Annotated in this window: 22 protein-coding genes and 1 other annotated feature; of the genes, 7 read left to right on the top strand and 15 right to left on the bottom strand. The window is 38.2% G+C overall.

The features are described from left to right. Window positions 1-328: 328 nt before the first annotated feature. The 3 genes from BW724_RS02665 to BW724_RS02660 all read left to right on the top strand — a co-directional run bounded on the left by BW724_RS02665 (window position 329) and on the right by BW724_RS02660 (window position 3,151). Entirely contained in the window at window positions 329-1,603 is a 1,275-nt protein-coding gene (locus tag BW724_RS02665) for a helix-turn-helix domain-containing protein (RefSeq protein ID WP_088073548.1), read from the top strand. Next, window positions 1,603-1,734 carry a hypothetical protein gene (locus BW724_RS24230; RefSeq protein ID WP_268876133.1) on the top strand — a complete coding sequence of 44 codons (132 nt, stop codon included), beginning with the start codon at window positions 1,603-1,605 and terminating at the stop codon, window positions 1,732-1,734. The genes BW724_RS02665 and BW724_RS24230 overlap by 1 nt, the downstream gene beginning before the upstream one ends. A gap of 136 nt (window positions 1,735-1,870) precedes the next feature. Further along, a complete protein-coding gene (locus BW724_RS02660) occupies window positions 1,871-3,151 on the top strand; it encodes a helix-turn-helix domain-containing protein (protein ID WP_088073547.1) in 1,281 nt (426 codons plus the stop codon). Between the two features lie 105 nt (window positions 3,152-3,256). Here BW724_RS02660 and BW724_RS02655 read toward each other — a convergent pair whose 3' ends face one another. Then, window positions 3,257-3,715 carry a cupredoxin domain-containing protein gene (locus tag BW724_RS02655; protein WP_088073546.1) on the bottom strand — a complete coding sequence of 153 codons (459 nt, stop codon included), beginning with the start codon at window positions 3,713-3,715 and terminating at the stop codon, window positions 3,257-3,259. A gap of 227 nt (window positions 3,716-3,942) precedes the next feature. On the opposite strand from BW724_RS02655, the gene BW724_RS02650 reads away from it, so the two are divergent. Beyond that, complete coding sequence (locus BW724_RS02650; RefSeq protein ID WP_088073545.1) at window positions 3,943-5,028, top strand: trypsin-like peptidase domain-containing protein; 1,086 nt, start codon at window positions 3,943-3,945, stop codon at window positions 5,026-5,028. Between the two features lie 283 nt (window positions 5,029-5,311). On the opposite strand, the gene BW724_RS02645 is transcribed toward BW724_RS02650, so the two are convergent. Next, window positions 5,312-7,156 carry an ABC transporter ATP-binding protein gene (locus tag BW724_RS02645; protein ID WP_088073544.1) on the bottom strand — a complete coding sequence of 615 codons (1,845 nt, stop codon included), beginning with the start codon at window positions 7,154-7,156 and terminating at the stop codon, window positions 5,312-5,314. Between the two features lies 1 nt (window position 7,157). Continuing rightward, complete coding sequence (locus BW724_RS02640) at window positions 7,158-8,876, bottom strand: ABC transporter ATP-binding protein (protein WP_088073543.1); 1,719 nt, start codon at window positions 8,874-8,876, stop codon at window positions 7,158-7,160. A gap of 280 nt (window positions 8,877-9,156) precedes the next feature. Between BW724_RS02640 and BW724_RS02635 the strand changes: the two genes are divergently transcribed. After that, the gene (locus tag BW724_RS02635) at window positions 9,157-9,849 is read left to right on the top strand and encodes a futalosine hydrolase (protein ID WP_088073542.1); all 693 of its coding nucleotides are present in this window, start codon (window positions 9,157-9,159) and stop codon (window positions 9,847-9,849) included. Next, entirely contained in the window at window positions 9,850-10,686 is an 837-nt protein-coding gene (locus BW724_RS02630; RefSeq protein WP_088073541.1) for a 1,4-dihydroxy-6-naphtoate synthase, read from the top strand. It begins immediately after the preceding gene. 303 nt (window positions 10,687-10,989) lie between these two features. Here the strand turns inward: BW724_RS02630 and proS are convergent, their stop codons facing one another. The 3 genes from proS to BW724_RS02615 form a co-directional block, all read right to left on the bottom strand. Then, window positions 10,990-12,426, bottom strand: a complete 1,437-nt coding sequence (gene proS / locus BW724_RS02625; RefSeq protein WP_088073540.1) for a proline--tRNA ligase — start codon at window positions 12,424-12,426, stop codon at window positions 10,990-10,992. 443 nt (window positions 12,427-12,869) lie between these two features. Next, window positions 12,870-13,085: a binding site (T-box leader), on the bottom strand. Window positions 13,086-13,176: 91 nt separating this feature from the next. After that, the gene (locus BW724_RS02620) at window positions 13,177-13,911 is read right to left on the bottom strand and encodes a hypothetical protein (protein WP_088073539.1); all 735 of its coding nucleotides are present in this window, start codon (window positions 13,909-13,911) and stop codon (window positions 13,177-13,179) included. Further along, a complete protein-coding gene (locus BW724_RS02615; RefSeq protein WP_088073538.1) occupies window positions 13,908-14,648 on the bottom strand; it encodes a hypothetical protein in 741 nt (246 codons plus the stop codon). The genes BW724_RS02620 and BW724_RS02615 overlap by 4 nt, the downstream gene beginning before the upstream one ends. A gap of 251 nt (window positions 14,649-14,899) precedes the next feature. Between BW724_RS02615 and BW724_RS02610 the strand changes: the two genes are divergently transcribed. Then, the gene (locus tag BW724_RS02610; protein ID WP_088073537.1) at window positions 14,900-15,376 is read left to right on the top strand and encodes a glutathione peroxidase; all 477 of its coding nucleotides are present in this window, start codon (window positions 14,900-14,902) and stop codon (window positions 15,374-15,376) included. Window positions 15,377-15,441: 65 nt separating this feature from the next. Here BW724_RS02610 and BW724_RS02605 read toward each other — a convergent pair whose 3' ends face one another. The 9 genes from BW724_RS02605 to BW724_RS02565 all read right to left on the bottom strand — a co-directional run bounded on the left by BW724_RS02605 (window position 15,442) and on the right by BW724_RS02565 (window position 25,603). Further along, on the bottom strand, window positions 15,442-16,422 hold the full coding sequence (locus BW724_RS02605) for a ring-cleaving dioxygenase (protein WP_088073536.1): 981 nt from the start codon (window positions 16,420-16,422) through the stop codon (window positions 15,442-15,444). Between the two features lie 71 nt (window positions 16,423-16,493). Beyond that, complete coding sequence (locus BW724_RS02600) at window positions 16,494-17,051, bottom strand: hypothetical protein (RefSeq protein WP_088073535.1); 558 nt, start codon at window positions 17,049-17,051, stop codon at window positions 16,494-16,496. Window positions 17,052-17,054: 3 nt separating this feature from the next. Continuing rightward, a complete protein-coding gene (locus BW724_RS02595; protein ID WP_088073534.1) occupies window positions 17,055-17,687 on the bottom strand; it encodes an SCO family protein in 633 nt (210 codons plus the stop codon). Window positions 17,688-18,036: 349 nt separating this feature from the next. Further along, window positions 18,037-19,713 carry a cbb3-type cytochrome c oxidase subunit I gene (locus BW724_RS02590; protein WP_088073533.1) on the bottom strand — a complete coding sequence of 559 codons (1,677 nt, stop codon included), beginning with the start codon at window positions 19,711-19,713 and terminating at the stop codon, window positions 18,037-18,039. Between the two features lie 14 nt (window positions 19,714-19,727). Further along, complete coding sequence (locus BW724_RS02585; protein WP_088073532.1) at window positions 19,728-20,195, bottom strand: cytochrome c oxidase subunit II; 468 nt, start codon at window positions 20,193-20,195, stop codon at window positions 19,728-19,730. A gap of 12 nt (window positions 20,196-20,207) precedes the next feature. Further along, window positions 20,208-20,372 (bottom strand): hypothetical protein, encoded by a 165-nt coding sequence (locus BW724_RS23430; protein WP_176371265.1) that lies wholly within the window; start codon window positions 20,370-20,372, stop codon window positions 20,208-20,210. A 1,383-nt stretch (window positions 20,373-21,755) separates the two neighbouring features. Further along, the gene (gene cyoE, locus BW724_RS02575) at window positions 21,756-22,676 is read right to left on the bottom strand and encodes a heme o synthase (RefSeq protein WP_088073530.1); all 921 of its coding nucleotides are present in this window, start codon (window positions 22,674-22,676) and stop codon (window positions 21,756-21,758) included. 374 nt (window positions 22,677-23,050) lie between these two features. Further along, window positions 23,051-24,274, bottom strand: a complete 1,224-nt coding sequence (locus tag BW724_RS02570) for an SPFH domain-containing protein (RefSeq protein WP_088073529.1) — start codon at window positions 24,272-24,274, stop codon at window positions 23,051-23,053. A 543-nt stretch (window positions 24,275-24,817) separates the two neighbouring features. Next, window positions 24,818-25,603 (bottom strand): TPM domain-containing protein, encoded by a 786-nt coding sequence (locus BW724_RS02565; protein WP_088077625.1) that lies wholly within the window; start codon window positions 25,601-25,603, stop codon window positions 24,818-24,820. Window positions 25,604-25,606 lie beyond the last annotated feature (3 nt).

Genomic DNA, 25,606 nt, shown 5'->3' with positions numbered 1-25,606 from the left:
TTTCGCAATTCCATAATATAGTAATTTTCAGAACCATTATATTGACTAAAAGCTTTTTTAGAGTTAACTGTGTTACAATAGCTACAAAACTTTGGTTTTTTTGCGTATTTAAATCATATCACGCATAGTGTTTTTTTGAATCTTTTGCTGTAGTACAAAAGAATCACGAAATTAGCTATTTAAGTACTAATTTCATGATTCATTTCACTTGTATTCAAAAACATTTGTTCAAAGCACACATTATACGACACCCCAAACGAACTACGTTTTTGTAATTTAAAAGAAATTATTTTTTTGGCTATTTATTTAGGAAAGTGAGGGGGAAGTTTTGCATATAGGCAATAGGTTGAGAAAAATCCGTAGTTTAAAGAACATTCCTCAGTCAAAAGTTTGTAGAGGAATCGTTTCTGCATCCCATTATAGCAATATTGAAAGTGGACGATACGAGCCTTCTGAGGATATACTAGAATTAATCGCTAAGAGATTACAAATTCCATCAAATTACCTAATTCAAGTTCATGATGAATCTACGAAGATCTCAGAGAAGCTGGCAGAATACCATCACCTCATTGATAGTGATTTAGAAAAAGCTGATGAATATCTTGAAAAATGGCAGGAGCAGCTTAGCTATATCCCATCCATTCACCAGGAAGTAAAGTATCTATTACTACAATGTTTGCATCAGTTGAAGAAAGTTAATGTTACAAGGGCGCAAGATTTGCATAAAGAAGTTTCACACTATATAGGGAAGGATAATTTATCCTCCTTGTCTAGATATATTAAATATAAATACTATTACGTATCTGGTTTATTAAAATTCTATGAGCGTGATTTTATAGAAAGTTTTGAGCTGTACAGTGAGGCATTAAATTTTACTAGTACAGAAATGGATAAGGCCAGAATTCAGTTTAACCTATCATTAATTTGTTATTACATAAATGACAAACATAAAGCATTACTATACGCTCAAGACGCTAAAAATGTATATATGGATTTACACAAATGGAAAGAGACAGTCGAAGTATACAATATTCAAGGTATTTTATATACAGATTTACAAAATTTCGAGAAGGCCGTAGAGGTACTTAATAAGGGGTTAAATCTAGCAACTGAAAGAAAGCTAAGTCTTCAAACATCTCAAGTCTTACATAATCTAGGTATGCTATATTTCAGAAAAGAAGAATACGATTTGAGCTTAGAATACTTAACAAAGAGTAGTAAAATGAAGCTGGTCCATGACCCTAGTAATGTTTTTGTTACTTATGCTGCAATTTTAAGAGTTTATCTTAAGACACAAAATTTTAGAGAATTGAAAATCACATTAAAAGATGCTTTAAAAGTTTCTAATAATAAAATGGAGGCATACCAACTAATGGAGATCGAGGCCCAGATGGAGTATCTTCTATTGAATTATGATAAATATGAAAAATTAATGGAAGACTGTATCTCTTATTATTATTCAAATAATTTTTGGATTGAATTGGAAGGTAATGCAAAACATTTTAGCAACTACCATTTAGAGAACCGACGTTATAAAAAAGCTCACTATTATTTAGATATAGAGTTACAAGCAATTAATAAAATTTATAAGGAGAGATCATAATGAAAAAAAATATTATTAGATTACTTGTTGTTGTTGCTTTTGGTTTTGCTTTGTTTCAGACTTCTCTTGATGATTCTGCAGGAAGATTTTCTGATGTACCTAGACCACATAGTATTGACATCTTGTTATAATCTTGGTTGAATAAAAAGTTGCAAAGGATATTTTCTTTTGCAACTTTTTTTTACATAAAATATAGAGGTTTTTTATTTTCATTTGTATGTGTTACTATATCTTTAACAACTTCCTCATACTAGGAGGTAAGAACTAATGCATATCGGAAATAGGCTAAAAAGAATACGTACAGTTAAGCAGCTAGGTCAAGTATCTGTTTGTAAAGGTATTATTTCAATTTCCCATTACAGTAATGTTGAAGCAGGTCGATACGAAGCATCTGAAGATCTATTAATTTCTTTAGCACAACGTTTAGGTGTGCCAGAGAGTTATTTGCTATACACTGATAAAAACTCTAAGCATATTGATAACTTGATTGGTAAATTTAGGAATACTTTGGAATATGATCTTCCTAAAGTTGAAGAATTCAAAAATAAATATAGAGATAAATTTGAATATATTCTTTCAATTAAACAAGAGATAGCATTTTTATTACAAGATTGTGCTTACCATATAAAGATAGACAACCTTGAAAAAGCACAGGAAATATTTAATGAGGTACTAATATATATAGATGAAAAAAGGATAGAATCTCTACCCAACGAAACTATATTTTTTTATTACTATTGTTCTGGTCTACTTCAATTCTTCAAACGAAACTTTGAAGAAAGTTTGAAACTGTTCAAAACTGCATTAAAATATGAAGTGATTGAAGATGATTTATATAAAGGTAAAATCTTATACAACATTTCATTAATATATTTTTATACAAACGATATAAGAAAAGCAATTGCTACTGGAGAAAGAGCAATTAACCACTTTTCTAACTCCAATAACTGGGTATCAGTAATTGATGTGTATGGCCTACTAGGTATTCTTTATACACAGTTATATGAATACAAAAATGCTATTAAATCATACGAGAAAGCTTTAGCTTTGGTTAAAGAACATGATCATGAAAAACCATTAGGAAAGTTACTTCATAATTTAGGAATGGTATACTACATAAGTAACGAGTTGCCCCTGGCTTTAGATTATTTTGATAAAAGCCTTAATCAAAAGAAAGCTACAACAAAAGAAGACATGTTAGTCTCCTACATTGGTATAGTTTTTGTAAAGCTAAAAACTAATGACCTTAACGGAATAGAGCAACTAATTGATACAGCCAAACCTCATTGCTGTAATAAATATGATGAAAATCGAATTAAACTTCTTGAAGCACAACTCGCCTATAATACTAATCATTATAGCGAATACGAAAAAGAAATGGAGAAATGCCTGAATTTCTTCTATAGTAATCAATATTGGCCAGACATCGAAAACTTTGCAAAACAATTAGCTGAGTACTACTTCGAACAGAGAAAATATAAAAAAGCCTATTATTATTTAAATATGGAGCTTGAAGCAAGGGATTATTTATATAAGCAACGTGCTTAAAGTAATCTGTTTACTTGCCATATATCTTAAAAACGCACACCAAAAATAAAGGGTCAAGCCTAAGTGACAAGAACAACCACTGGCTTGACCTTTTTCTTTTCCAAATTAATCTACAATAATGTATGCAATCATTGGACCGTTATTGTCTTTATCAGCATGAGTCACACAAATTAAACGGTAGATTCCTTCCTCTTCAAACTGGATTGGAACAACAGTTTCTTCCCCTTTTTTTACATTACCAGTAATATCAGTGCCTTCAATTTTAAAAGGATGCTCGTGACCATTAACACCATACAATACTAAATTTGCCTTTTCTCCAGCCTCAAGAAAAATAGTACCAGGATCCCAGCGGTAAGATTCAATTTCTCTACCGTCTTCTGTAGTAGTCTTGAACTCACCTGTGACCATGTGGATCTCCCTGATTTCCCCTTCACTTTCATTTCCAAAACTGATAGCTGGAACCTCATTGGAAAACATATTTGCTGATACCCAAACTGAGGCTAAAGCTAATGCAAAAACTGCAAAAGCCAAAATAGTTTTTCTCTTTAATACAATAAATCTCATACATTCCCTCCTAACAGCATGTCTTCATTCATATATATGCAATGAGAGGGGGAAAACTTGTCTACTTTCTTTCTAACTTAGAAAAAAATATTTTTTATCCTCTTTAACTACTTGTCTGTTTCTGTGAGAATAGACACGAATTACATTAAATTAAATGATCCACTAGTCATGAAATATATCGTATTTTCATGGTATGATAGATTTAACTGATGAAAGGGGACGCTCCTATGTACTGTCCGAACTGTGGAAAGCCTATTGTAGAAAAAAATAGATTTTGTCCATATTGCGGTAAGAAAAAAAGACGTTCAAAAATTATGATATCCCTCTTGTTCATTGCAACTTTTCTCTCAGGTGCTTTTTTTGCAAGCTCCAATCTTTTATTTGATAAAGCTACAACTGAACCTCAAAAAACTGCTTACTACTTAGAAGAAAGAATAATTGATGAAAGAAACATGATCATCTCCATCCCTACTTCTAGATTAAGAGTCATGGAAGAAGCACAACGACGAGAATTAACAGAAATCATTTCTGATGCACAAAAATCTGTTTATACAATTTACACGCCATTTAACCAAGGCTCTGGATTTTTATATAATGAAACAGGTGCAGTCGTTACAAATGCACATGTTGTTGAAGGAGAGCCAAATGTGCAGCTAGTTGCAGCGGACGGCTCTGAATATGACGGAACAGTCATTGGCTATTCTAATGAAACAGATGTCGCTGTCATTCATGTGCCAGATTTAGTTGGTAACACCCCTTTTGCAAAAAACACTACTGAGCCTGTTTTAATTGGGGAGGAAGTAATTGCTTTAGGTAGCCCCCTTGGACTTGAAAATACAGCCACGATCGGCTATGTTACTGGAACGAATCGAGAGTTTGTCATAGACACATTTGTTTATGAAAATCTGTATCAAATCTCTGCTCCAATTTCACCTGGGAGCAGCGGTGGTCCACTATTAGCAAAAAATAAAGAACAAATTGTAGCCATTAACTCAGCACAAAATATACACGATTCTTCCATAGGGTTTAGTATACCTTTATATCAAGTAGACGAATTATTACAATCGTGGATTGATGATCCCTTATCTCAAGAGGAAATATTAGAGCAATACTTTGATAATTATGGTGATTACTTTTTCGGTGAATCATGGGAAAATGAAGAAGGTTACTTCGATGGTGGAGACTTTTCAGAAGAGGAATTTTACGAGTATTGGGAGTATGACTACCATGAGTTCTGGAATGAATTTGGAGAAGAGTATTGGGAATACTTTTATGATGAAATACTTGGTCGCTTCGGCGAATATTATGAATAAAAATAGATTTTAAACAATCCCCAAGGATATTAGCAACGATAGCTAGTGCCCTTGGGGATTCGTGTATTATTGATATAATTCTTTTAAATATACAGGGGATTACGACAGCAAGACTAGGAAATGTGTGACAAACCTTGCAAATGATAGTGTCGAACAAACGGCTATTTCCACGGAAATATTCACATTGTTCTTCTATGTTATTATTTGATGGAACATAAGGAAATCAACTCGATTACTGTCTTTTCCTCTGCTTAGCAGCGAGGTGTTTCCAAAAGACACTTTGCTACATCACTTTTTTCCGTAATTGGCTTTTGTATAGATCTGCGTAAAAGCCTTCTTGCGACAATAACTCTTCATGAGTGCCCCGTTCAATCAGTTCTCCTTCTCTTAGAATGAGAATCTGGTCTGCTTTTTGAATCGTATTAAGTCGATGGGCAATGACAAAGCTCGTTCTGCCTTCCATCAACCTCTCTAGGGCTTCCTGTATCTTTATTTCTGTGATTGTATCAATACTACTTGTAGCTTCATCTAGGATCAAGATACTTGGATTTGCTAGAATAGCCCTCGCTATAGACAGGAGTTGCTTCTGTCCTTGACTAATACCTCCACCGTCTTGATCAATTTCCGTATCATACTCGTCTGGAAATTTCATAATGAAGGAATGGGCATTAGCAAGCTTAGCTGCTTCTTCCACTTCTTCATCTGTGGCACTCAGTCTGCCATATCGAATGTTTTCCCGAATTGTTCCGTGGAATAGAAAGGAATCTTGTAGAACAAAAGCCATATGGCTCCGTAGACTCTCACGCTTAATTTGTTTCGTCTCTTGACCATCAATTAGGATACTTCCACTATCTGCATCATAAAACCTCGAGATCAAATTAATGAGCGTTGTTTTTCCAGCACCTGTAGGTCCTACAAAAGCTACTGTCTCACCTGGTGAAACAGAGAAGCTAATATCGTGGACAGTATCTCCTTCCTCTGCGCCATCATAGGAGAAAGACACATCTTTAAATTCCACTTCTCCAACAACTCGCTCCAGCTCTCTAGCATTTTCCTCATCTGACCTTTCTTCTTCTTCATCCAGGACATTAAACACTCGCTCAGCCCCTGCTATTGCAGACAATAATGTATTAAATTGGTTCGCTAAATCGTTTAAAGGACGGGTAAATTGTCGAGAGTACTCTGCGAAAATAACAATAACACCAATTGTTATAAATCCATTGAGTGCCAAAATCCCACCAATACCAGCAATAATTGCAAAGTTCAAATTGTTAAGGACGTTCATGAGTTTTGGAATAAAACCTGAAATTGCCTGTGCCCAAAAACCTGCAATTTTTAACTGAACATTTCTTTCAGTAAATTCATTGATTACTTTCTGTTCTTGCGAGAATGTCTTTACAATTCTCTGCCCAGACATCGTTTCTTGAATGTGACCATTCAGTTCACCTAGATTCCGCTGTTGCTCTTTAAATAGCTTGCTCGTGCGCTTTGTAATCCACTTCATTCCATACACCATCGTTGGTACAGTTAGTAAGGTGATCAGTGTCAACAAAGGGCTCAGCCAAAGCATCACAGAGATCGTTCCTACTAACGTTAAGACACTAGCAAATATTTGTATAACAGAACTGTTTAATGTGGCACTAATATTTTCAATATCATTTGTCATCCTACTCATTAACTCACCATGCTGTCTTTTGTCAAAAAACGGAATGGGAAGCTTATGAAGGTGTCTAAATAACTGTGTGCGCAAAGTGAAAATGGTTTTCTGCGCAATGCGAATCATCCAGTAATTTTGTAACCATACAGAAAGGGAGTGAAACACATAGACAAACGCAAGACCCACCAACAGCATTCCTAAACCTGATGTATTTCGGACCTCCACAAATTCATCAATAGCCATTCCGACTAGAAATGGTCCTAACAAAGCTAATACAGAGCTTAAAACTACCATTAGTAAAACAAGAACGAGGCGCCATTTACTTTGTGCGAGATAGCCCCAAATTCTCCTCAGAGTGGACCACCAATTCTGTGCCTTAGGCTGATTTTTCCCTTTGTTTTCCTCGACCTTTATACTATTTATGTCGATCTTTTCATGCTGGAAGGGCTCCTTTAATTTCTGTCGTAGCATGTCACATCACCTCTCCCAGCTGTGATTCATATATTTTACGATATAGACTTGATTCTGCCATCAACTCTTCATGACTTCCTTTTGCAGACAATTCCCCATCTTCTAGTAGAAGAATGGTATCAGCATTCATGGTTGTGCTCATCTTCTGTGTAATTAAAAATGTAGTACAAGCATAATGATCCAAAGCCTTTAATAATTTTTGCTCTGTTTTTACATCTAATGCACTCGTGCTATCGTCTAAAAGGAGTATTTTCGGTTTTCTTACCAACGCCCTCGCAATGGAAAGACGCTGTTTTTGTCCTCCAGAAAGGTTAACTCCTTTTTGACCTAATAACGTATCGTATTTGTTAGGTAATTCTTCAATTGTTTCATGAATTTGTGCATGTTTTGCTGCTTCAATGATTTCTTCCATGGCAGCATCTTCTTTTCCCCAAGCGATGTTATCCTTTAGTGGACCAGTAAAAAGCATGGCCTCTTGCGGAACAAATCCTATTTGTTTTCTCAAAACATTAAGCTTCATGTTTGTTATATCGTGACCATCGATGAGAATTCTTCCACCATCAACATCATACAGCCTGGGAATTAACTGAAAGAGAGTTGACTTCCCAGATCCTGTAGCTCCTAAAATGGCCACTCTCTCCCCTGGCTTCACTTCAAAGGAAAGATTTTGTAAAACTTTTGTCTCTGTTCCTGGATATGTAAAAGACACATTATCAAAGCTTACTTTCCCATCAACTATATTAATTTTTTCATCACTATGATCTGTATCTTCTAAGTCAGCATCTGTCGTTAATACATCCTCAATTCTTTGTGCTGATGCTTTAAATCGTGAGAAGATCATAATGATCATGGAAAACACTGATAGAACCGCTGTAATTCTCATTGTATAGTTGATGATTGCTACTACTTCTCCCACAGTAGCTCCACCCGCCTGAACTTCAAAGGTACCAAACCATAAAATTGCCATAATACCTATATTCATGATTAATAAAGTCACAGGCATTGCGATCTCAATCAGCCTTAATGCCGAAACGGTACGATCCCTTAAGTTCGCACTTGCCTTAGTAAATCGTTTAGATTCATGCTTTCTTCTTAAAAAAGCCTTAATTAAGCGGATTCCAGCTAAGTTTTCCTGCATCACACTGTTAACAACATCGAGCCTTTCTTGCACTTTCTTAAACATACTTCCTGCTTTCCTCATAATCGTTATTAAAAACAATATTAAGAAAGGAACTGCGACAACAAGGATCAACGCTAACTTAACATTAACCAATAGGGCCATGATGACTGAACCAATAATTAAGAGTGGCGCCCGAAGCATAATCCGTAAGCTCATAAAGATAGTATTTTGAATCTGTGTAATATCATTTGTCATTCTTGTAATGAGGGATGAGGTTGGAAATTTACTAAAGTTTGAAAATGAAAAAGACTGTACCTTTTCAAAAAGGCTACTTCGAACAGCAAATCCAGTACTCTGACTTGCATGTGCAGCATAAAAGGAGTTTAAAATACCTGAGACAAAGGCAACCAGTGAAAGCCCGACCATGATGCCTCCCCAAGTCATCACAACAGATAGATCTTCAGCCAGTATTCCATCATCAATGATCTTTGCCATTAAGAACGGTTGAATGAGTTCAACTCCCAATTCTGTAAATGTGAAAAACAAAGCTACTCCTACTGCTAAACGATATGGTATGAGAAATGATAATACCTTCTTCATAGCTGTTCCTCCAAACGATGTTATCTGTTTAAAAATTCTAATAATTTTATGTATAGTTAGTTAAAAGATTCGCTCGCCGAAATAAAATACATATATAAACAATACCATATATTCATGTTCTATTTCATGTAAAATCTCTTCATTACTTCTATACTCTAGCTTCTTATGGAACCAGATCTAACAAAAATCTACATTTTGCGCTCATTACTTTACAAGTCATTCAGGAAAAGATAAATTTGTATCAAGTATTAAAATAATGAGTTTTCAGAGGAGTTTATTCATGGTTAACTTTAGTACATCGGGTCAATCTAACCATCATAACCCACAGAGAAACAAAAAAATCCTTATAATGACAGCCGTTTCTGCAGAACAGAATGCTGTAATGAAAGGGCTTCAAGATGACAGTCGATTCGAATCAGCCCTAGCTGGTGTTGGCCCAGTTGAAGCAGCCATAAATACGACAAAAGCTTTAATGCAAACTAGTTATGATCTCGTCATTTGTGCTGGTATTGCTGGAGGTTTTGAGGGGAAAGCGCCACTAGAGTCCATTGTTATAGCAGACAAGATCATCGCTGCTGATTTAGGTGCAGAGACTTCGGAAAAGTTCCTTTCTATTGAAGAGCTTGGATTCGGTTTTTCCCAAATCGAACCTGCAACTGAATACATTCCTAATATTGTCCAAGCCCTAGAGTCTAAGGAGGTCCATACCACGTCTGGTGCAATCCTTACTTTATCAACAGTTACAGGGACGGAACAGACAGCAACGGACCTTTTATCGAGAATTCCAACTGCCTGCGCAGAAGCAATGGAAGGCTTCGGTGTTGCTTCTGCTGCGAAAAACTTTGGCATTCCATGTCTTGAAATCAGGGCGATTTCTAACGCTGTTGGCCCGAGAGATCGAGAGTCCTGGCGTATAAAAGAAGCATTTGCCACACTAGAAAAAACTTTTTCTGCCTTGAAGGAGGTATTATAAATGAATATCGTCTATTCACCATGTCCAAACGACACGTTTATTTTTCACGCATTAACCCATGGATTAATTCCTAACACACCGAAGTTTGATGTAACTTATGCGGACATTGATATCACAAATGGACTAGCCGTTAAGGGAGACAGTCCAGAAATTATGAAAATATCTTATGCAGCCCTTCCATACATGCACGAAGACTATCGATTATTGCCATGCGGCGGGGCACTGGGCAGAGGCTGTGGGCCACTTGTCCTAAGCAATGATTATACGAAAGCAGAAGACTTAGCTGGAAAAACAGTTGCTGTACCAAGTGAACGTTCAACTGCTTATCTACTTTTCCGTCTATGGGCAGCACAACAGATTCCAGGAGGAGTAGGAAAAATCATCGTCATGCCTTTCCACGAGATTATGCCTGCTGTTCGTGATGGCAAAATTGATGCTGGCCTTGTTATTCATGAAGCTCGCTTCACTTACCAGAATTTCAACCTAAAGCTTCTCACGGATCTTGGAGACTGGTGGGAACAGGATACAGGTTCCCCTATCCCCTTAGGCGCTATTATTGCAAAAAAATCGTTAAATTTAGGGGAATTAACGGACTGGATCCGTCAATCTGTCAACTATGCATGGGATAACCCTGAAGCGTCAATGGACTATGTATTAGAGCACGCACAGGAAATGTCTCCAGAGGTTGCCAAATCCCATATTGATCTTTATGTGAACGAGTTTAGCGCCGACCTAGGTAATGCAGGATTCGCTGCTGTAGAATCATTACTAGGAAGAGCGATGCAAGAAGGGCTAGTACCCCAAATCGACTTGGAAAAAATTAGTTTTAGAGGATAATAAGGAAGGCTTAGGCTAGGCTCCTTGGTCTTTGGTCCTTGGTCATCGGCCACAAAAAATGTCATTTATTTAAAAACAACCGAGCAAAGGGCGCTCGGTTGTTTTGGTTACGACTATTTATGGAATGCGTTTTTGAGTTTGCGGACTAGATTACTCGTGAGCTCTAATTCCTGGCCGCATTTTCGCAAAATGCGGCCAGAAATCAAAAGAGCAAAGACTGTATCCAATATTATCTCAGCCCTTTAGTCAAGCGTATTACCCCACCTTCCGTCTCCCACCTTCAGCCTACAATCTCCCGCCCTTCTAATAAGCTCGGGCAAACCAAACTGTATGCTCAGCTTCTTTATCACAATAAATACAAGTATGTTTTTTCACAGGTGGATTAAATGGTATGTTACGTGTCGTAAATTTAGTTTCTTCTTTTATAGCTGCTTCACAAGCATCATCTCCACACCAACCAGCTAATACCCAGCCTGGAATTATTTCTTTTTCCTCTGCTTCAGCTAGGTGTTGTTTTAGCTGCTCAATTGTATCAATGTGTGTATGAGAGTTTTCTGCAAGGAAAGCTTTTGCTTTGTCGTAAAGACGAGTTTGCATCGTTTCAAGCTCTTTTTCAATGATTGGAACAACATCATCTAAAGGTACAGAAATCTTATCCCCTTCATCACGGGCCTTCATCATCACTTGATTTTTTTCTAAATCACGTGGTCCTAGTTCAATTCTAACTGGCACTCCTTTTAACTCCCATTCATTGAACTTAAAGCCTGGTGATTGGTCAGAGTCATCTAGACGTACTCTGATTCCTTTCCCTTTTAAAATTGCAAAAATTTCATCTAACTTCTCAATTATTGCAGGATTCTTCTTCCATGGACCAACTGGTATTAACACTACTTGAGTCGGGGCGATTCTAGGTGGTAATACAAGACCTTGTTCATCGCCATGAACCATGATAACCGAGCCAATTAAACGTGTGGACGTCCCCCAAGAGGTTGTATGCACATATTCATGTTTGTTTTCTTTGGTTAAAAATTTGATATCAAATGCTTCAGCGAATTTTGTCCCAAGATAATGAGAGGTCCCAGCTTGTACCGCTTTTCCATCCTTCATCATTGCTTCAATGGAGTATGTGTCCACAGCTCCAGCAAAGCGCTCGGATGGTGTTTTTTGTCCGTCATATACTGGAATCGCAAGCAACCCTTCTACAACTTCCTTATAAATAGTTAACATCTGCATGGTTTCCTTACGGGCATCTTCCTCATCTACGTGAGCTGTATGACCTTCTTGCCATAAAAATTCAGATGTACGAATGAAAGGAAGGGTTTTCTTTTCCCAACGGAAAACATTTGCCCATTGATTAATTAACACTGGCAAATCTCGATAACTTTTAATCCAATCCGAATACAAATGACCAATCATTGTTTCAGAAGTTGGACGGAGTGCTAAGCGCTCCTCTAATTTTTCTCCTGCTGCTTCTGTTACCCAAGGTAGTTCTGGAGAGAATCCTTCAATATGATCTTTCTCCTTTTGAAAAAAAGATTCAGGAATCAGCATAGGGAAATATGCATTACGGTGACCTGTTTCTTTAAACCGCCTATCCATTTCTTCTTGAATGTGTTCCCATAATTCGTAACCATCTGGCTTAAATGCGATACAGCCTCTAACTGGTGTGTAATCCATTAAATCAGCTTTTTGAATCGTCTCAATGTACCATTTTGAAAAATCCATTTTTTTATTTGACATTTATCCTTATCCTCCTTAGATAGTGATTTATTAAATTTATTAAATAAAAAGCTCTGTTAAAGGATAATGTTGATATTTAAAACTTTTGATTTTTTGTGGAAGGTATGACTGTCTCTTCCTCTACAAGCAAATGCTCTGTAGTATATCCGTCGAGACAACTCGAAGCTTACTCGTGATGTAAACGCTCGTTCCTGCGGGATTAAAGGCAGGGGTAAGACCCCGCAGATGCAGGAGGCAGGACGCCGACATTACGCCGTTGCCCACAGGACGTGGGCAAGTTCTTAGGCGGAATTTGGAGGAGGCTTACCAGCCGCCCGCGGCAAAGAAGACACTGCGAAAGTTGAGCAGATGTCGCACTTGTGCCTGTGGTAAAAGCGAGTACCTGTAACAAAAAATCAACATCTAAGTTTAACAGAGCTAAATAAAAAAACATAAAGAGCCCCCAAAAGGACGTCTTTATGCTAGACGTGGTACCACCTTAGTTCGACATTAATAATAAATATTAAGTCCTCTAAACGTTGGTAACGAAACTACTCGGTTAGTTTTTAACTAACATCTCCGTGGTAGGTTTTCAATAAGAAGAGGTGATATAGCTCTCAGCATATACTATATTTTCTGTCCCACAGTTCTTATTTACTTGGTCACTTCATTGATTACTATTGTATTGAATTATAAATGAATATATCAGATTGTGTTTTTATTTTCAATAAACACATAAGCCTACCTACTAGTGCATCAGCACCGTTTCTCTTATTCTAAATCATGTTCTGGAATGATAGGCATGTGATAAAGATGTATTTCACCATAACCTGATCCATGACCATTAGGAGAATCAGGAAACTTAATTTCTCGATTTTCATCATATGGGATCCAACCAAAAGATAAACCACTGTGATGGAAAAAGTCGAAGATGGAGGCATCAGGCTGTCTTACGTCCTCTACATCCATATAATTTTCTATAATTGGCACCCATTCTGCAGGTATATTTTTCATACCATAAGAGTTCTCTTCAGATTCAAAATCTACATTAAAATGAAGCTGGATTTTAGGTGTATATTGATGAACATTATTACTTACTCGATAGCCCCTCTGATTGACCAGATAAACATCAAAATCCGTCACGGTTGTATCTTCGTCAATATTCCAAAGGACTTTATAGGTAGAAGGATCTTTTGGATCAACTTTCCAGATGCTTGGTTGTTGGATCGTACTTATATCTCCTAGATCCCAGCTTCTATTTCTCCAGACCCAATGACTAGTCCCGTATTGATCATTTGATTTAAATGGTACAAAAACATGTTTATCACTCAAAAACTCGATATGTTGTATTTCAACATCAAAGCCCCCACTAAAGTTACGAAATACTTCTTTCAAGCTTTCTTCGGTTAAAAATTCGTCCGGTCCTGATAAAAAGTAATAATAGATAATCCCGATACCAAGAAGGACTGTAATAAATATCAGAATCAAAGTTTTTTTTCGCTTCATTCTATATTACCGCCCTTCAAAATGGATTCATCAGTACGAAAATACCTTTGATCATAAGGAGAATCTATTAAAAAACCTCTACCGTCCTTTTCCACGTAAATCAAAGTCGGAATCCCGCTTCCCCACCTTGACGATGTCCTACTTAATAAATAGGGAAACTGCTCTTCCTTTTCCTCCGAATCTTCCATATCGAACGTGACCATATCGTGGTACCATTCCATATTGTTAACTGGCACTTCCTCAACGATTCCTAATTGTTGATCTAAACTAGTTTTATCAAGGTTCACATCCTTTGCAGAGGGATGAAGCTGAATGATCACGCCATTCTCGTAATCTCCTATATAAGTAGAGAGTTCTCCCTTCGGATAAATAATATCGTGTACGAAAACATTCATTAATGCAGATACAATAAAAAGAAAATTAGCGTAAAATCCAAGCCATGCAAAAGGACGATATTTGGCCCATGCCCCTTTTCTAGATGAGGCATACCATAGTAAAACCCAGACCCCTATAGGTAATATGGGTATTTCAATCATCGTACGAAACATGGGGATATTTATGCTAAATGTAAATACCCCTACTAAAGTTGCTAAACAAGCTTTCCATGCTTTTGGGTGAATGTCTTGATTCTTTTGTTTTTGATAGTAACGATAAATTAAATAAATAATTAACCCTAAAGTTATGTAACTTATAATGACCTCAATGATACTTGCAGGTCCAACTAACATAAACTGCATCAACTAATCCCCCAGGTAAAAAATGATGTATATCTACTTTAATCGGAAGAGACATAGAACTAAACAAATCCAGGATCCTCTGACAAAATCTCATATGAATTGAACTCACCTTTTCAAAGGTGGTCCATAATATCTTGTTAATTTCATTATAAACGCTAGACCAGTCTATAAAAATGGCTTATTGGAAGTTTTTATGATAAATTCGGTTTACAAATGAGGTTTGATCTCTTACAAAATGAAGGGGGATTAACATGGAAAATGTTTTTGATTTTGAAGTAACTAAAGTAAATGGCGCAGAGCAATCTTTAACGGACTACAACGGGAAGGTTTTACTTATCGTTAACACTGCAAGTAAATGTGGCTTAACACCACAGTTTGAAGGGCTACAATCGTTATACGATAAATATAAAGACGAAGGTCTTGAAATTCTCGGGTTTCCTTCTGACCAATTTAATAATCAAGAATTCGAGAACATTGAAGAAACAACCGAGTTTTGTAAGTTGAATTACGGCGTGACCTTTCCAATTTACGCAAAAACTGATGTGAATGGAGAAAATGCAGCACCATTATTCAAGTTTTTAACGGAACAGAAAAAAGGAGTTCTCTCTAAAAAAATCAAGTGGAACTTCACGAAGTTTCTTGTGGATCGAGAAGGGAATGTAGTCGAACGTTACGCCCCTACAACAGACCCAGCAAAACTTGAAGATGACATTAAAAAGCTGTTATAAAATGCACTTACAATAATAGTTAAAGGCACCTGGACAAGTCTTTGTACAGGTGCCTTTTTTCAACATTAGTATTCCTTTTCCATCTTTTTCGTACTTCTAACTGTATCAATAGGGCGAACAAGGTTCTCAATTTCATCCCGTTTGTCCTCAAGGAATGGGGGCAGTGACAATTTTTCCCCAAGGGTCTCATATGGTTCATCACCCATAAATCCTGGACCATCTGTTGCGAATTCAAATAATATTTGCGGAGCAACCCTTGCATATAGTGACTTAAAGAAAAACCTGTCCACGAATCCCGATGTTTGAAAACCAAAACTTCTTAGACGTTGGTCCCAAGCGTCCAACTCGGCACGATCTTCAATTCTAAAGGCAGCATGATGAACTGTACCGAACCCTTGCTGGGCAGATGGGAGGACAACATTATGCTCCACAATCACTTGGGCACCATTCCCACCTTCACCTACTTCAAATAAATGATGAGATCCATCTTTGTCAATTTCCTTGTACAGCAGGACTTTCTCAAGCATCTCCTTAAAGTAATCAAAGTTTTCGATTCGAATAAAAATCGGTCCTAAGCCCGTAATTGCATACTCTAGCGGAATTGGCCCGTCCTGCCATGGCGTGCCTGCTTCAACACCTTTGTTTTTCTCATCAGAAATTAATTGGTAGTTCTGGTCGTCGAAATCTACAAACGATATTGTCTTTTTCCCAAACTGCTCTTTCACTCCTGTATGCTGTACTTGAAGGCGATCAAAGCGTTTCACCCAATAGTCTAAAGCAGCGTCACTTGGCACGCGAAAAGACGTTTTATATATTTCATTCGTTCCATGTACTCCCTTTGGAATGCCAGGGAAATCAAAGAATGTCATATCTGTTCCTGGGCTTCCAGTGTCATCTGCAAAAAATAAATGGTAGGTTTGAATATCATCTTGGTTAACTGTTTTCTTAACAAGACGCATTCCTAAGACATACGTGAAAAATTCATAATTCTTCTCTGCACTGCTTGTAATCGCAGTAACATGGTGAATCCCTTTTAAATCATTCATGGTAACTCCTCCAACTTTTGTGGCGTTACCTTAAATGTACAGAAATCAAAAGGGAATATCAAAGTTTGCGCCTATTCATAATCTGCTGGATCCACAAAGTAAGTGTATGCAAGATAGATGACCATACATAATGCCATCGTCACAAAGCCCCATCCGAGGGTGATTTGTTCGACGATTAAGTAGTTCGTACATAGTTGCTCTGGTGAAGCGATATAAAGCCAGCCCATTGCAAAAAACAGGACTGTGAAAAATCCAATCACACTATTTTTCCAAAGATTATTAAGCTTTCCCCAACTATCACGTAACGGAATGCCAGCTAAAAAAGGGAGGCTAATATATTTGAATATTTCAATTGCAGGCACAGTTAATGCCTCGTCCATTGCTCTCGGAAGCGTCCAATATCCCATAATTATGACGAATAATAAAATCCCTGGTACGCCGTTACCATTCCAGTTTTCAAAAAATCGAGGGAATTTCAGCTGAACGAGTCGGGCCATCAAGAATCCTGCTATTACTAACAAAGGCATTTGCATATGCATGTGGACTATCATGATCGACTCCAATAAGTTAGCAACAGGAGGAAGCGCTAAAAACACTAGTAAAAGGAATCCCCATATAAATTGTGTCATACCTTAATCCCCCTTATCCCCTTCGAGAATGGATATCACACGCTCTGCAGCTGCATCCACATCCGTAAAATCCATGACGTCCATCAGATAACCATCCCTGTCAACAAGGTAAAAGGCTGAATTATGGGCGAAATCTCCTTCACCATCTGGAATAACAATTACACCGATTTCGTCTAATAAATGTTGTAATTCCCCATCGTCATTAACCCTTGCCATTCTCCACGTTTCTCCATCGGCATAAAACAATTCCATGTATTCTTTCAGCGTCTCAGGGTCATCACGCTCAGGATCAAAGCTGATGCTTAAAAAGGTAATGTCTTCTCCTACATATTCTTCTGGAATTTGCCGATACACTTGCCCCATATTCATCTCCAATATTGGGCAAATCGTCCCACAAGCAGTATACATGAAGGTAATAAAAACATAGCTTCCTTTAAACTCTGAAATAGGATACTTCTCTTCGTTACTATCCTCCAGCATTACTTCTGGAAATTTAGGTTTGTCTTCTAATAGCTGAATCACTCTTGCCGTTTCAGCTGTATAAGCTCGGAACCCATCAGTGCCTATATAAAACAATAAAACTCCGAAAACTAACACGACAATGAGTGAAATCAGCGTCTTCTTGTTGTTTGCCATCTTGATCACTTCCTATAAAAAAGGGATATCTGTCAGCTATATGGCCACTGAAAAAGTGAAAATATTGATTTTTTAATGAATCGTTATTCAAGAATTTATATATGAAGAAAAGTTGATGAGACCGGAGCAAGCGAGACTCCTGCGGGATGGAAGGCAGGGGTAAGACCCCGCAGATGCATAGCATCGAGGAGGCTTACCAGCCCGCCCGCGGAAAGCGAGTTTGCTCAGGACTCATCAGCATCTTTATACAAATGCCCTATAGATATAATCCAATTTTTCATATGTTGGCACTTTTTCAGTAGCCTTGTCAGCTATCCCAATATTTTTTGAATTGATAAAGGTTAAGGTTTTACCAAGTTCTAAATGGCGGTGATCCTGGAGGTGCGTTAACGATCATGTCAACCACTGGAATGACGTACCCCATTGCTACTACAATGAGCATAATCACGATAATACGACCCCATTTTTCCGTCCAATATGGTGTTGGTGTTGCATTATCTTCCTCATCAGCAATCGGGAATTCCGTTTCCCCTTTTGGTGCGAAGAACATCATATGCACAACAGCATACACTTGAAGAATAACGCCGACCATGAGCAATGTCCCACCAATTGCAAGGAAGAACAAGTACGGATCCCAGCTCAATGCTGTGGCATGATCCATATACGTTGTGTAAGATGTTCTACGTGGCGAACCTAATAGCCCAACCCAATGCATGGCAAAGGCCATTAAACTCATACCAACTGTCCAAATAATCGTTGTAGCAACACCTAACTTATTCATTGCTGGTGTCAAAACTCGTTTGGAAATGTAAGGGATTAACCAGTAACAGATTCCAAAAAACGTAAGAACTACAGAAATACCTACTGTGATATGGAAATGCCCAACAACCCACATCGTATTATGAACAACTTGGTTTAGTTGGTTTGTGCTTTGAACAATACCACCTGCTCCACCTGGAATGAACGCAATCATCGCTAGCATTGGAGCTAAGAAACGCACGTCCCCCCATGGAAGCTTTTTAAACCATCCGAATAATCCTTTTCCACCTTTTTTTCTAGCAGTGCGCTCGAATGTTGCAAACATTGCATACGCAGTCATTAATGATGGGAAGGCAATTGCAAGACTCATAAAGACGTGTAAAAATTTCACAGATTCATGGATTCCTGGATCAATGATCTGGTGATGGAAGCCCCCAGGAATGTTCATGATCACAAGAAGAATGATTACTACTCGTGTTAATGTATCACTAAATCTTCTTCCACCAATAATCTTCGGAACAATAACATACCATGCAGAAACTGCTGTTAAATACCAAATGTTTACTAGCGTGTGTCCGAAAGCCCAGAATAACGTTCGAGTTAACATGACATTGATTGTTTCTACCCAACCAATAGCCCAAGGAATAATCATCAATACTTCAATCGTTACTGGGATACTTCCGAAGAACAAGAGTACAAATACCCCTGTTGCAAAGTAAGATAAAATTGGAACATGTTTCCCTTTATTATTTTTTCTCCAATTTGCCACTTGAATGAATGATCCAAATGCACACATCCAAACACCTAGGACAATAAATACTAAACCGAAGTAAAAAATAGGAGATGCTGCCATAGGTGGATAGAACGTATACATGACTGTCGCATTGTTCATCAATATTGGAATAACGGCTAAAACAAAACCGATCATTTTCAACGTGAAACCGATCCATGCCATCTTCCTAACTTTCGGTAGTAAGCCTCCTAAGTTATGTGATAAACCTGCATAGAAATAACCTATTGTGAAAAATGCTGTAAGTACTAATACGAGTAAAAGTCCGTGTGCTGTGAGGACTTGATAGTAATTGAGCCATCTTGGTAGTTCAAGTAGTCCTGCTCTATTAAGACCTTGGAGAAGACCTAAAGTACCACCTAAGAGAAGTGCTGCAAAAGCTACTAAAAGATATGATTTTGATAAAAGTGCATCTTGTGGATTTATTCCAAAAACGTTACTTGTTTTCTCTTTAAAATTCTTTACTGCTGTTTCCAATTGGTTTCCCCCCTTTATTTCACCGTAATCGTTGTTGCCATATGTTGATGCCCAGTACCGCAGTATTCATTACAAAGAACTAAATACTCTCCTGGCTCATGGAATGTCTGCGTGATTTTTTGAATATGCCCTGGCATAACCATTGCATTTAAGTTCGTATCTGCAACTTGGAAGCCGTGCACAACGTCCTTCGACGTCATGATAAACGTAACTGTCGCCCCAGCCGGAATCTCAATATTCCCTGGATTGAAGCTGAATATCTCAAGCGTCATCACAACTTCATACTCATTCTCCCCAACCTGATAAACACCAGGCTCATCAAATGGTGCAATATTATCGACGTTCTGTGGATCAATCGTTTCCATGTGACTCGGCGGCCCCATCCCTAATACAAACGTCTGATATCCTGTGAAAAACATGAATCCCATTATTAATCCAAAGCTTAAAATAAGCCAAATCTTTTCATCTAAATGCATTTTCATCTTTTCCCCTCCTCAGTATCTGTCAAAATAAAACCAAAACATTAATATATAAGTTCCAAAGATGACTAGTCCCAATATACCTAAGGAAAACCATGTACCAATTAATGGCGCCTTTTCTTCCTCTTCTACAGGCGTATTGACTTCTTTACGGACAGCACTATCTTTCTCATTCAACATTGATTCAACCTCCCCTAAGTCTTAGTGATTTCTACTCCCCATACATTCATCTTAATTGAGAGTGATTATCGACGTGGTGAGATGAATCACTTTCGAAAGAAAAATATTTTTCCACTTTAGATAACGTGAAAAGGTGGGGGTGTGGGGTTGATGGGGTGGGGGTGGGGGTTTAGTGGGCGGGAATGTGGATTCTGATGTGGGTGGGAAAGGTGAGAGGGAATTGGATTAGAGGTAAATTCAAAAAGACAGTTTTCTTTGCTAAAGTTGGATACTGTCGGGTATGTGTCTTGGTTTATTGACAGATTCCAGTGGTAAAATCTGAAATCTGCCGGTATGAACCCGCCAAGCTTCCAATCTGTTGTTATGAACCCGCCTTATCGACAGTTTTCCGTTTTCTAACATCAAATCTGTCGGTATTCCTTGTTCTTATCGACAGTTTTCCGTTTTCTAACTTCAAATCTGTCGGTAACCCTTGCTCTTTTCGACAGTTTTGCGTTTTCTTACATCAAATCTGTCGGTATTCCTTGTTCTTATCGACAGTTTTCCGTTTTCTAACTTCAAATCTGTCGGTAACCCTTGCTCTTTTCGACAGTTTTCCGTTTTCTTACTTCAAATCTGTCGGTAACCCTTGCTCTTTTCGACAGTTTTGCGTTCCTGAGCTTCAAATCTGTCGGTAACCTTTGCTCTTATCGACAGTTTTGCTTTTTCTTACATCAAATCTGTCGGTATTCCTTGCTCTTATCGACAGTTTTCCGTTTTCTAACTTCAAATCTGTCGGTATGAACCCTCCTTATCGACAGTTTCCCTTCTCAAAACTTCAAATCTGCCGGTATTCCTTGTTCTTATCGACAGTTTTGCTTTTTCTAGCATCAAATCTGTCGGTATGAACCCTCCTTATCGACAGTTTTGCGTTTTCTAACTTCAAATCTGTCGGTATGAACCCACCTTATCGACAGTTTCCCTTCTCAAAACTTCAAATCTGTCGGTATTCCTTGTTCTTATCGACAGTTTTCCGTTTTCTAACTTCAAATCTGTCGGTAACCCTTGCTCTTATCGACAGTTTTGCTTTTTCTAGCATCAAATCTGTCGGTAACCCTTACTCTTATCGACAGTTTTCCGTTTTCTAACTTCAAATCTGTCGGTATGAGCCCGGCTTATTAACTGTTTTTTCCACAAAAATAATTAATCTGTCGCTAGCAACTCACCTAATATAAAATTCTTTCCCCAAACACAAAAAAAACTGCCCGGAGTATACGCATAATCGTATACTCCGAGCAGTTGCACAGCCATAATCACTGTTACGGCTATCATTAAAGCTAATATGAACCCGAAAGCTATCATTACGTCTTCGGTTACAGCTACCTTCACCAGCACTCCCGATTCTTATTGAAAAATTGGGAAAGTCACCACAATCATTAACACGAACAGTATCATAAGGTAATTCACCGAATAGAAAAAGCTATTCGTTGCCCACCGATGGTTGTTCTTTGTCATAAAGCCTTGAATACATAATATAAGCCAGGCTATATTGAGAATAGTTGCAGTTATAACAAAGACCATTCCCAGTGACATTAAGAAGAATGGGAGAGGAAATAAACATATTACATAAAATAGAAAATGAATTTTTGTAACACGAAATCCTTTAACTACAGGAAGCATTTTCACCCCTGCCGCTTTATATTCGTCATACTTTCTCATCGCGATTGAGTATGTGTGAGGCATCTGCCATATGAAAATGATCATAAACAATACTAATGGGACAATATGTGAAAAAGCAGGTTCCAATGCTGCCCAACCGATAAGTGGTGTTACAGCACCTGAAACACTCCCAATAATCGTATTCCACGTATACCTTCTTTTTGACCACATGGTGTAAAGGAAGACGTACGTAAACCACCCGATAAAAGAATATAGAGTAGCTTCTAGTGTAGTGAAAAACATGATGATGAATCCTACACCCGATAAAACGATGCCGATCGTCAACACAGTTTTCAAGGAGATATCTCCTGTTACTGTAGGTCGTTTTTTCGTCCGCCCCATTACAGTATCAATGTCAACATCGTACCAGTTATTAATAACTAACGCCCCTGCTATCACAAGTGTGCTCCCAATTAATGTAAGGAGTAAGAGGCCCAAATGACCTGCAAAAGTGGCCCCAGAAAAAAATAAAGCTAGCAAAAAACCTGTTAGGACAGGAACGACATTCGCTATAAGAACTGGCGCTTTTATTAGGTACTTTATTTGCTCCAAAACGGAGTGTTCTTTTATTGTTGGTTGTACATTTTTTATTACTTCATTTTGCATAACAAGACCTCCATAAGGAGTTTTTCAAACTAACAGCAATTATAGCCTATTATGCCCCCTATGTCAGCAAACACATTTTAACAACCGCTTTTTCCTATACTCGATACGCTTTCAAGAATAGAAATCTGTCCATGGAACGAGCTTCCTCGGACAGTTCCACTTGCTAAAACTAGAAAACTGTCCATGACAAACACTTCTTTCTTAAAACAACTCACTCATCATAAAAACACAATCGTTAATGTTAACTTCGCACTTAAATAACAGAAGTTTATTCAATCTAAACAACATATTCACAAACTAGACTGAAAACTTTTACATTGTACGCTAAACAACAAAAAAGCCAGCAGTTTATTTCACTACTGGCTAAAACACGATTAAGCTAGTTTATGTCCACAGTTGCCGCAGAAATTCATGCCGGCAGTTCTACTTCCACAGTTCGGACAGAAGTTCGGAATACTCTTTGCACCACCAGCATCGCCACCATTACCTCCTGCTGCTGCACCGCCAGCTTGACTAGACTGGGATTGAGAAGGAGATTGCTGCTGTTGTGATTGGTTCCACTGCTGCCCGCCTTGGCCACCTTGACCACCTTGACCACCTTGACCGCCTTGGCCACCTGATCCGCCTTGACCACCTGGAAAACCTTGTTGGCCTTGAAATTGCTGTTGCTGGTTAGGATATTGTTGATTTGGAAACTGCTGATTCGGCTGATTTTGATTCGGATTCATACTCTTCATCATCTCATTGGCCATATTCATACCCATCATCATGCCAGCCATATCCGTTGCAGTGCCTGAAATCCCGCTGCCAGCACCACCGCCACCTTTTCCAGATTTCATCGACTCAGCCATCGCATCGGTCATTGCGAGCCTTTGGTATTTATCAACATCTCCAAGCATGGACTGAGACGCACTCTTATTAATCATTTCTTGAATTTCTGGTGGATAGTTAAAGTCGTCAACATTAAACTCAACTACAGACAACCCATTCTTCATAACCTCCATGTCAATATCCTGACGAATCCCTTCTGAAATTTCAAAGGCATTTGCCTGAAGGTTGAAGATATCTTTTCCTTCTCGCGTTATCCACTTCATTAGAAACTGATTCATATTTGACGTGATCCTCGTGCGCACGTCTTTGACCACATACGAATCTCTCACTCCAGCTACGTTATCTATTAATGCTACGTAATCACTTACTTTAAAGCTAAAGGTTCCATTAGCACGAATTGGAATCCCACCAGGCAATTGAGGAGAGGTAGACTGTATGTTAATTGGTCCCTTCGTTCCCCACTTCACCTGGAATGTCCTCGTATTTACGAATACAACCTCTACTCGCATGCCCGAATTAAATCCAAACTTAAACCCTTTTAATGTTGATAAAAATGGGATAATATCAGATTCAATATCGTAGTCCCCACTCTCTGTAAAGACCCCTTCAATTTTTCCATTGTTAAAAAAGATAGCGTCCTGTCCTTGACGGAGGATTAATCTACTTCCCTTTTTGATTTCCTTGTTTCCCCATCGCCAAAAGATCATATCTTCCCGAAACTCATCCCACTCTATAACGTTCGATAATTGACCTCTAAAGAATGACATTTAACTCACCAATTCCTTTCTATAAATATATTATCTTTCATTTTTAAACAGTCGTTTAAAAAAATAGCCTATCGTGAAAATACAAATCATGTGTTGGTGATCGTTTCAGTCTATTCGCTTTCCGCGGGCGGCTGGTAAGCCTCCTCGTGCATGCGCACTGCGGGGTCTTACCCCTGCCTTCAATCCCGCAGGAGTCTCATGGACTTACACTTACACTAACTTAGTTCCTAAATCTTTTCATCATCCATGGCAAAATTTTTAAATTAATGGTATACAACCTTGAAAATAGGTTTTGTTGGAACAACATACTATTTACTCCCTTTCCGTCGGCGAACCGCAAGCCCCCTCGTTCATACGGGGTCTTGCTTGGCTCGCCCTTCTCACTGGAACGAGCATTTACATCACGAGTATGCTTCGAGTAGTCTCGACGGATTCGCAGCTTATGCTCGTAGAGGAAGAGACAGTTACTTCGCAAACAGCCGTTTGTTCCAACAAATTATTTCAAGAATATATTCTCACACTACATGGTGCAAATTTATTGTATTATAAACTCCTTCGACTTCCGCTGTGTGATCTTCCTCCGCGAGTAACCCCGCCTCCGCCTCTGCCACCTCTACTATTATTACTAGATGGCTTTCTGCGTTTTGACACGGTTTTTCTTAGATACGTATCACGTCTGGAGACAACTCTAGAGTTTTCAGCATCCATATAAGTGTTCTTATTCACCGTCACTTTACCGCCAGAATTATAGGCCATGCCTCCAACAACGACACCTGCTACACCTGCCGCTACTAAAATTTGAAACCACCATTCAAAAATGAGATTATTAGGGCTAATTCCAGCTCTATACCCCATATAATCCTCTGCCATGATTATAAATGTCTCAAATGCACTAGCATAGTTTTCACTTCTTAAATCACCGATAATTTCATCCATAATTAAGTCTAATCGATGATCATCAAGGAGGTCTTCCGCAATCCCAAATCCAGCTGAGTAAACATCACCATTATCCAAATCTATTGTTAAAATAGCTGCATTCCCATGGGGCTTATCATAACCTACCCTTTCATCATCATAAAAATCACCCATAAAATCTTCTACATCTCTTCCTCCTGTATCTCTCGTGGACAAGAAGATAAAATCTGTCTTTCTTTTATCAGCATATTCACGGGCAAGTACTTCTAGTTGCCCTTTTTCCTCTGCTGAAAGAACTTCCGCATAATCATAGATTACTTGATTAGAACTGGTTTCTGCAGAGACAAATGCGCCAGCTGGAATAAACAATAAAAATAATAAGAGCAGCGACGATATTATCCTATTACTATTCATACT

This window comes from Litchfieldia alkalitelluris (assembly GCF_002153425.1).
GTDB classification, from domain to species: Bacteria; Bacillota; Bacilli; order Bacillales; family Salisediminibacteriaceae; genus Evansella; species Evansella alkalicola.
The sequence above is the reverse complement of the archived record's forward strand: the minus strand, read 5'-3'. Positions and strand labels throughout refer to the sequence as shown.

Bases quoted from the DNA above. Each gene is read 5' to 3' on its own strand.
- BW724_RS02640 (WP_088073543.1), bottom strand. From the start codon at position 8,876: ATGAAGAAGGTATTATCATTTCTCATACCATATCGTTTAGCAGTAGGA.
- BW724_RS24230 (WP_268876133.1), top strand. From the start codon at position 1,603: ATGAAAAAAAATATTATTAGATTACTTGTTGTTGTTGCTTTTGGTTTT.
- proS (WP_088073540.1), bottom strand. From the start codon at position 12,426: ATGTCAAATAAAAAAATGGATTTTTCAAAATGGTACATTGAGACGATT.
- BW724_RS23430 (WP_176371265.1), bottom strand. From the start codon at position 20,372: ATGTTGAATGAGAAAGATAGTGCTGTCCGTAAAGAAGTCAATACGCCT.
- BW724_RS02565 (WP_088077625.1), bottom strand. From the start codon at position 25,603: ATGAATAGTAATAGGATAATATCGTCGCTGCTCTTATTATTTTTATTG.
- BW724_RS02645 (WP_088073544.1), bottom strand. From the start codon at position 7,156: ATGCTACGACAGAAATTAAAGGAGCCCTTCCAGCATGAAAAGATCGAC.
- cyoE (WP_088073530.1), bottom strand. From the start codon at position 22,676: ATGCAAAATGAAGTAATAAAAAATGTACAACCAACAATAAAAGAACAC.
- BW724_RS02660 (WP_088073547.1), top strand. From the start codon at position 1,871: ATGCATATCGGAAATAGGCTAAAAAGAATACGTACAGTTAAGCAGCTA.
- BW724_RS02585 (WP_088073532.1), bottom strand. From the start codon at position 20,195: ATGAAAATGCATTTAGATGAAAAGATTTGGCTTATTTTAAGCTTTGGA.
- BW724_RS02620 (WP_088073539.1), bottom strand. From the start codon at position 13,911: ATGAAGCGAAAAAAAACTTTGATTCTGATATTTATTACAGTCCTTCTT.
- BW724_RS02655 (WP_088073546.1), bottom strand. From the start codon at position 3,715: ATGAGATTTATTGTATTAAAGAGAAAAACTATTTTGGCTTTTGCAGTT.
- BW724_RS02595 (WP_088073534.1), bottom strand. From the start codon at position 17,687: ATGGCAAACAACAAGAAGACGCTGATTTCACTCATTGTCGTGTTAGTT.
- BW724_RS02635 (WP_088073542.1), top strand. From the start codon at position 9,157: ATGGTTAACTTTAGTACATCGGGTCAATCTAACCATCATAACCCACAG.
- BW724_RS02630 (WP_088073541.1), top strand. From the start codon at position 9,850: ATGAATATCGTCTATTCACCATGTCCAAACGACACGTTTATTTTTCAC.
- BW724_RS02605 (WP_088073536.1), bottom strand. From the start codon at position 16,422: ATGAATGATTTAAAAGGGATTCACCATGTTACTGCGATTACAAGCAGT.
- BW724_RS02650 (WP_088073545.1), top strand. From the start codon at position 3,943: ATGTACTGTCCGAACTGTGGAAAGCCTATTGTAGAAAAAAATAGATTT.
- BW724_RS02600 (WP_088073535.1), bottom strand. From the start codon at position 17,051: ATGACACAATTTATATGGGGATTCCTTTTACTAGTGTTTTTAGCGCTT.
- BW724_RS02570 (WP_088073529.1), bottom strand. From the start codon at position 24,274: ATGTCATTCTTTAGAGGTCAATTATCGAACGTTATAGAGTGGGATGAG.
- BW724_RS02610 (WP_088073537.1), top strand. From the start codon at position 14,900: ATGGAAAATGTTTTTGATTTTGAAGTAACTAAAGTAAATGGCGCAGAG.
- BW724_RS02615 (WP_088073538.1), bottom strand. From the start codon at position 14,648: ATGCAGTTTATGTTAGTTGGACCTGCAAGTATCATTGAGGTCATTATA.